We start from the raw sequence: 6109 nt of genomic DNA, 5'->3' as shown, positions 1-6109 counted from the left end.
GCCCTGATATGCCTGGCCCGCCGCCGCACCGACGTCATCTACGCCATGCTCCGCGACCACCAGCCCTACCGCGCCCCAGCGCGAGCACCCGAGCCCCTCGCGGCTTGACAACCCCATAGAGACACCCCCCCGGCACGTCGGCGGCCCTGGTCCCCCGAGCCGTCGACGAGGAGGTCCCCCTGGTGTCCGTGTCCGCGAGCGGGTCGGCAGAACTCGCCGACCTCGCCGCCCTCCTGAGCGACCGCTCGCTCGACGACGCCGGTCTGGCGACGCTGAGCGACGAGGCGCCCGAGACCCCGGTCCTCCCCGGCGTCTCGGTGATCAAGATCGGCGGCCAGAGCCTCATGGACCGGGGGCGCGCCGCCGTGCTGCCCCTGGTCGACGAGATCGTCGCGCTGACGGCGACCCACCGCCTGCTCATCGGCACGGGCGGCGGCACCCGCGCCCGGCATGCCTATGCGCTCGCGGCCCAGCTGGGCCTGCCGACCGGCGTGCTCTCCGAGATCGGCTCGGCCGTCGCCGGCCAGAACGCCACCATGCTCGGCTTCCTGCTCGCGAAGCACGGCATCCCCGTCGTCGAGGCCAACGCCTTCGCGACGCTGCCGCTGCGCCTGGCCGAGGTCGGCGCCGCGGTCTTCCCTGGCATGCCGCCCTACGGCCTGTGGCAGCGCGTGCCGCACGAGGGCGTCGTCCCGCCGTACCGCACCGACGCCGGCTGCTACCTCGTCGCCGAGACGTACGCGTGCGAGCAGATGATCTTCGTCAAGGACGAGGACGGCCTCTACACCGCGAACCCGAAGAACGACCCCGCGGCGACGTTCATCCCCGAGATCGCCGTCGACGAACTGCTCGCGCGCGACCTGCCCGACCTCGTGCTCGAGCGCGGGATGCTGGAGCTCCTGCGCGACGCCCGCCACGTCCGGTCGGTGCAGGTCGTCAACGGCCTGGTGGCCGGCAACCTCACCCGCGCCCTCGCCGGCGAGCACGTCGGCACGATCATCTCAGCTGGAGACGAGCGATGAGCCGCCCGAACGACCGGGACCGCCAGGGCCGCGACGTCGAGTCGGCCTTCGTCCGCCAGACCTTGCTCGACCGCGAGCTCGTGCGCTCGGCCGAGCCCGGCGACGTCGCGCCGATCCGCCTGCTGCCGTGGCTCGAGGTCCTCGTGCTGGGCGGGTCGACGATCGTCGACCGCGGGCGCGACGTCCTGGTCCCGCTCGCCGAGGAGATCCGGTCGCTGCTGGCCGACCACAAGATGCTGCTGCTCACCGGCGCCGGCATCCGGGCCCGCCACGTGCTCGGCGTCGGCCTCGACCTCGGGCTTCCCACCGGGGCGCTCGCCGGGCTCGCGGCCACCGAGGCCGAGCAGAACGGCCGGCTCGTCGCCTCGCTGCTCGCGGCCGAGGGCGTGTCGTACCTGCCGCACCAGACCGTCGCGGGCCAGCTGCCCGTCCACCTGGCCGCCGCGAACGCCGCGGTCTCCAACGGCTACCCGCCCTACGGCGTCCACGAGTTCCCGACGGCCGCCGGGCGCCTGCCCGTGCACCGCACCGACACCGGCGCGCTGCTGCTCGCCGACGCGTTCGGGGCGTCCCGGCTGGTCTACGTCCGCGACTCCGCGACGCTCGCCGGGCTGCCCGAGGAGATCTCGGCGAAGGAGCTGCTCTCGCGCGACGGCGACCTCCCGGTCGACCGGCTCGCGCTCGAACGCCTCGCCCTCGCGCGCCACATCCGGTCGCTGACCCTCGTCGACGGCACGGTCCGCGGCGCGCTGTCCGGCGCGCTCGCGGGCGAGGGCGCCGTCACCGTGACGGCGGTCTGACCCCCCCGGACGGCTACTCGCGCACGAGGGCCGGGGCGTCGGTGACGCCCAGGCGCAGGTGCTGGACGTGGTTGATCGCCTCGACCAGCAGGCGCGCGACGTGCTGGTCGAAGAGCCGGTAGGAGATCTGCTTGCCCCGCCGGGTGCCGACGACGAACCCGAGCTGGCGCAGCACGCGCAGCTGGTGCGACACCGCGGACTGCTCCATCCCGACGGCCGCGGCGAGGTCGCCGACGGACGACGGGCCGTCGGCGAGGTGCAGCAGGATGCGCAGGCGACTCGGGGTGCTCAGCGCACTGAGCGTCTCGGCGATGCCCTCGACCGGGACGTCGGTGCCCGCGCGCAGCGAGGCCAGGATCGACGTCTCGCCCGGCGTCCCGTGCCCCACACGGTCGATGGTACCGAGCGGCGACCTCACGACCTGCTGAACCGACCATATATGAACGTATGCTCACGTGAGATAACGTGCGGGACATGGCGCTCGGTGGTCGGTGGCGGAGCGTCGTCCGCCTGGCGGAGGCCCGGTGGGCGCTCGCGTCGCTGGCGTTCTTCGTCGTCGCGGCGCTCGCGCAGCTGGTCGACGCGCCGGTCTGGATCTGGGGGCCCGTCTACGCCGCCTGCTACCTCAGCGGCGGCTGGGAACCCGCGTTCTCCGGCCTGCGGGCGCTGCGGGAGCGGACGCTCGACGTCGACCTGCTGATGATCGTCGCGGCGGCCGGGGCCGCGGCCATCGGGCAGGTCGTCGACGGCGGGCTGCTCATCGTCATCTTCGCGACGTCCGGGGCGCTGGAGGCCTGGGCGACCGAGCGCACGGAGTCGTCGGTGCGCGGCCTGCTGGAGCTGGCGCCGGAGCGGGCGACGCGGGTGTGGCCCGGTGATGGCGAGGAGGTCGTCGACGTCGTGGACCTGCGGGTCGGCGACGAGGTGCTCGTCCGCCCCGGGGAGACGATCAGCGCCGACGGGACCGTGGTCGACGGCACCGGCGAGGTCGACCAGGCGAGCATCACCGGCGAGCCGCTGCCCGTGGCCAAGGCGGCGGGCGACGAGGTCTACGCCGGGACCGTGAACGGCACCGGGGCGCTGCGCGTGCAGGTCGGCCGGGAGGCGGGCGAGTCGGTGGTGGCGCGCATCGCGGTGCTGGTCGAACAGGCCTCGGCGACGAAGGCGCACACGCAGCGCTTCGTCGAGAAGATCGAGCAGCGCTACTCGGTCGGCGTCGTCGTGGCCACCGTGGCGATCTTCGCGATCCCGCTGTGGTTCGGCGAGGAGCTCCGGGGCGCCCTGCTGCGGGCGATGACGTTCATGATCGTGGCCTCGCCCTGCGCGGTGGTGCTGGCGACGATGCCGCCCTTGCTGGCGGCGATCGCGACGGCGGGCAGGCACGGCGTGCTGGTGAAGTCGGCGCGGGTGATGGAGGACCTCGCGACGGTCGACGCGGTCGCGCTGGACAAGACCGGGACGCTCACCGAAGGGCGTCCGGAGCTGGCGTCGGTGCGCGGGGACTCTGCGGTGCTCGGCCCGGCCGCGGCCGCGGAACGGCCCGCCGAGCACCCGCTGGCGCGGGCGGTGGTGGCGGGCGCGCGGGCGCGAGGTGTGCGGATCCCCTCCGACGTCAGCGACTTCGCCGCGGAGCCGGGGCGAGGCGTGCGCGCGGTCGTCGAGGGCCGCGTGGTGCGGGTGGGGAGCCCGGCGCTGCTCTCCTCGCGCGACTCCGCGCTGCGCCCGCTCGTGGACGGCGTCGAGGCCGAGGGCCACACCGCCGTCGTCGTGCTCGTCGACGACGAGCCGCGCGCCGTCCTCGCGCTCGCCGACGCCCTCCGGCCCGGCGCTCGTGCGACCGTCGCGGCCCTGGCCGCCCGCACCGCCGGTGCGCCCACGCTGCTGACCGGCGACAACCCGCGCACGGCTGCCCGCATCGCCGACGCCGTCGGGATCGCGGACCGCCGGGCCGAGCTGCTGCCCGCCGACAAGGTCACCGCGATCGAGGACCGCCACGCCGCCGGGCATCGCACCATGGCGGTCGGCGACGGGATCAACGACGCCCCGGCGCTCGCCGCCGCGCACGTCGGCGTCGCGATGGGCGGGGCCGGCGCCGACCTGACGCTGCAGACCGCCGACGTCGTGGTCGTCCGCGACGAGCTCGCGACCCTGCCCGCGCTGATCGACCTCGCCCGGCGGGCGCGCCGCGTGGTCGTCGCGAACCTCGTCGTCGCCGGGACGGTCGTCACCGGCCTCGTGGTGTGGGACCTCGTCGGCACACTCCCCCTGCCCCTGGGCGTCGCGGGGCACGAGGGGTCGACCGTGCTGGTCGGGCTGAACGGGCTGCGCCTGCTGCGCGCGGGCGCGTGGCCCCGACGACAGGCGGAACCCGTCGCTGCCACGCGGCCGGAGGGGTCGGTGTTCTCCCGGGCATGACGACGACCGAGGTGTCCGCACAGCCCGATCTGCTCGCGCTGGACGGGCTCGACTGGACGGGCATCGGTGACGCGCTCGACCGCGACGGCTACGCGACGACCGGCCGCCTGCTCGACCCGGAGCAGTGCGCGGAGACGATCGACCTGTTCGACCGCGACGAGGTGTTCCGGTCGACGGTCGAGATGGCCCGGCTCTCGTTCGGCGAGGGCCGGTACCGCTACTTCGCCGACCCGCTGCCGCCGCTGGTCCAGGCGCTGCGCACCCGCCTGTATCCGGGCCTCGCGGCCGTCGCCGACCGCTGGGCCGACGCGCTCGGCGAGGACGGCTGGCCGACCGAGCACGCCGAGCTCGTCGAGCGATGCGCCGCCGCCGGGCAGCACAGGCCGACGCCGCTGGTGCTGCGCTACGGCCCCACGGGCTACAACTGCCTGCACCAGGACGTCTACGGCGACCTGACCTTCCCGCTGCAGCTGCTGATCATGCTCAACACGCCGGACGTCGACTTCACCGGCGGCGAGAGCGTGTTCGTCGAGCAGCGTCCGCGCCAGCAGTCGCGGCCGATGGTCGTGCGCCCGGGGCTCGGCGAGGGCGTCATCTTCCCGGTGCGCCACCGCCCGAAGCAGGGTGCGCGCGGTTACCACCGCGTCCAGATGCGCCACGGCGTCTCGGCCGTGCACACCGGCGAGCGCCACGTCCTCGGCATCATCTTCCACAACGCCCGGTAGCCGCCGCTGAGCGCCCGCCGTTCACGGTTACTGGCTGGTATCGCTCGCCAGGCGAGCGATACCAGCCAGTAACCGCGCACCCGGCCGCCCAGGAGCTCGCTAGTCGAGAGCGTCGAGGCGGGTCTCGGTGACGTGGCGCAGGGCCTCGAGGCCGGCCGCGATGGTCGGCTGTTCCTGCGACCCCGCGCGGACGGCCGAGATCACGCGACGCGTCGGCGCCGGGCCCGTGGTGATCCGCAGCCGGCGGGTGTCGTGGTGCGCGGGCAGGTCCGCCAGGCGCGGGACCAACGCGACGCCGAGACCCCGCGCGACGAGGGCGGCGCCGGTGTCCCACTCGTCGGCGTGGTGCGCGATGTCGGGGGCGAAGCCCGCCTGACTGCACGCCAGCGTCACGAGCTGGTGGTAGGCGCGGCCGGTGTTGCCGCAGACCCACGGGTCGGCGGCGAGGTCGCTCAGCGCCACGACCTCGGCCCCGAGCAGCGGGTGCCCGGGGCCGACGAGGACGTCGAGCGGCTCGTCGAACAGCGCGTGCTGGTCGAACGCGGGGTCGGACGCCGGCGGGATGCTCGGCGTGGCGACGACGACGGCGACGTCGACGTCGTCGGCGGCGAGCAGGTCGAACGAGCGGGCCGGCTCGGTCTCGCGCAGGTGCGCACGCAGCCGGGGGTGCTCGCCAAGCAGGTGCTCGAGGACCCGCGGCACCACGACGGCCGCCGCGCTCGAGAACGCCGCGATCCGCAGCGTCCCCCCGACCGCCCCGGCGCGGTGGGCGGCGAGCTCGGCGCGCGCCTGCTCCCACTGCGCGGTCAACGTCTCGCCGTGCGCGAGCAGCGTGTGGGCCGCCGGTGTGAGCCGCACGCCCCGCCCGACGGGCTCGAGCAGCGGCACGGCGAGCTCGCGCGCGAGCGCCTGCATCTGGTGGGAGACCGCCGACGGCGTCAGCCGGCAGACCTCCGCGGCCGCGGTGACGGTGCCGTGCCGGGCGATCGCCGCGAGCACCCGCAGACGCCGATCAATCATGTACTCAACGTACAAGATCATAGGTTGGACGTTTCGATGGACGTGGACGGAATCCAGCTCCCACACTGCGATCACGCACCCGGCACCGCCGCCGGCCGGTGCGCGGACCACCACCTCGAGCAGGAGA

Annotated in this window: 6 protein-coding genes; 4 read left to right on the top strand and 2 right to left on the bottom strand. The window is 74.8% G+C overall.

Features of this window, described 5'->3' with window-relative positions; all coding sequences use genetic code 11:
* The first annotated feature begins 182 nt into the window (after positions 1–182).
* Both AC2A1K_RS16920 and AC2A1K_RS16915 read left to right on the top strand, forming a co-directional pair.
* The gene (locus tag AC2A1K_RS16920) at positions 183–1022 is read left to right on the top strand and encodes an amino acid kinase family protein (protein WP_483897464.1); all 840 of its coding nucleotides are present in this window, start codon (positions 183–185) and stop codon (positions 1020–1022) included.
* Positions 1019–1822, top strand: coding sequence for an amino acid kinase family protein (locus AC2A1K_RS16915; RefSeq protein WP_483897463.1), 804 nt, complete (start codon positions 1019–1021; stop codon positions 1820–1822). Before AC2A1K_RS16920 ends, AC2A1K_RS16915 begins: the two co-directional genes overlap by 4 nt.
* 13 nt (positions 1823–1835) lie before the next feature.
* Here the strand turns inward: AC2A1K_RS16915 and AC2A1K_RS16910 are convergent, their stop codons facing one another.
* Positions 1836–2210: an ArsR/SmtB family transcription factor gene (locus AC2A1K_RS16910; RefSeq protein ID WP_483897462.1), complete on the bottom strand. Its 375-nt coding sequence runs from the start codon at positions 2208–2210 to the stop codon at positions 1836–1838.
* Between the two features lie 86 nt (positions 2211–2296).
* On the opposite strand from AC2A1K_RS16910, the gene AC2A1K_RS16905 reads away from it, so the two are divergent.
* Positions 2297–4237 carry a heavy metal translocating P-type ATPase gene (locus AC2A1K_RS16905; protein ID WP_483897461.1) on the top strand — a complete coding sequence of 647 codons (1941 nt, stop codon included), beginning with the start codon at positions 2297–2299 and terminating at the stop codon, positions 4235–4237.
* On the top strand, positions 4234–4962 hold the full coding sequence (locus AC2A1K_RS16900; RefSeq protein ID WP_483897460.1) for a 2OG-Fe(II) oxygenase: 729 nt from the start codon (positions 4234–4236) through the stop codon (positions 4960–4962). The genes AC2A1K_RS16905 and AC2A1K_RS16900 overlap by 4 nt, the downstream gene beginning before the upstream one ends.
* Positions 4963–5061: 99 nt before the next feature.
* On the opposite strand, the gene AC2A1K_RS16895 is transcribed toward AC2A1K_RS16900, so the two are convergent.
* Positions 5062–6003: a LysR family transcriptional regulator gene (locus AC2A1K_RS16895; protein WP_483897459.1), complete on the bottom strand. Its 942-nt coding sequence runs from the start codon at positions 6001–6003 to the stop codon at positions 5062–5064.
* Between the last annotated feature and the right edge of the window lie 106 nt (positions 6004–6109).

Source organism: Actinomycetospora sp. 2LY8.5, from assembly GCF_057180585.1.
Note: the sequence above shows the minus strand (reverse complement) of the source record. Positions and strands in the feature narration are given on the sequence as shown.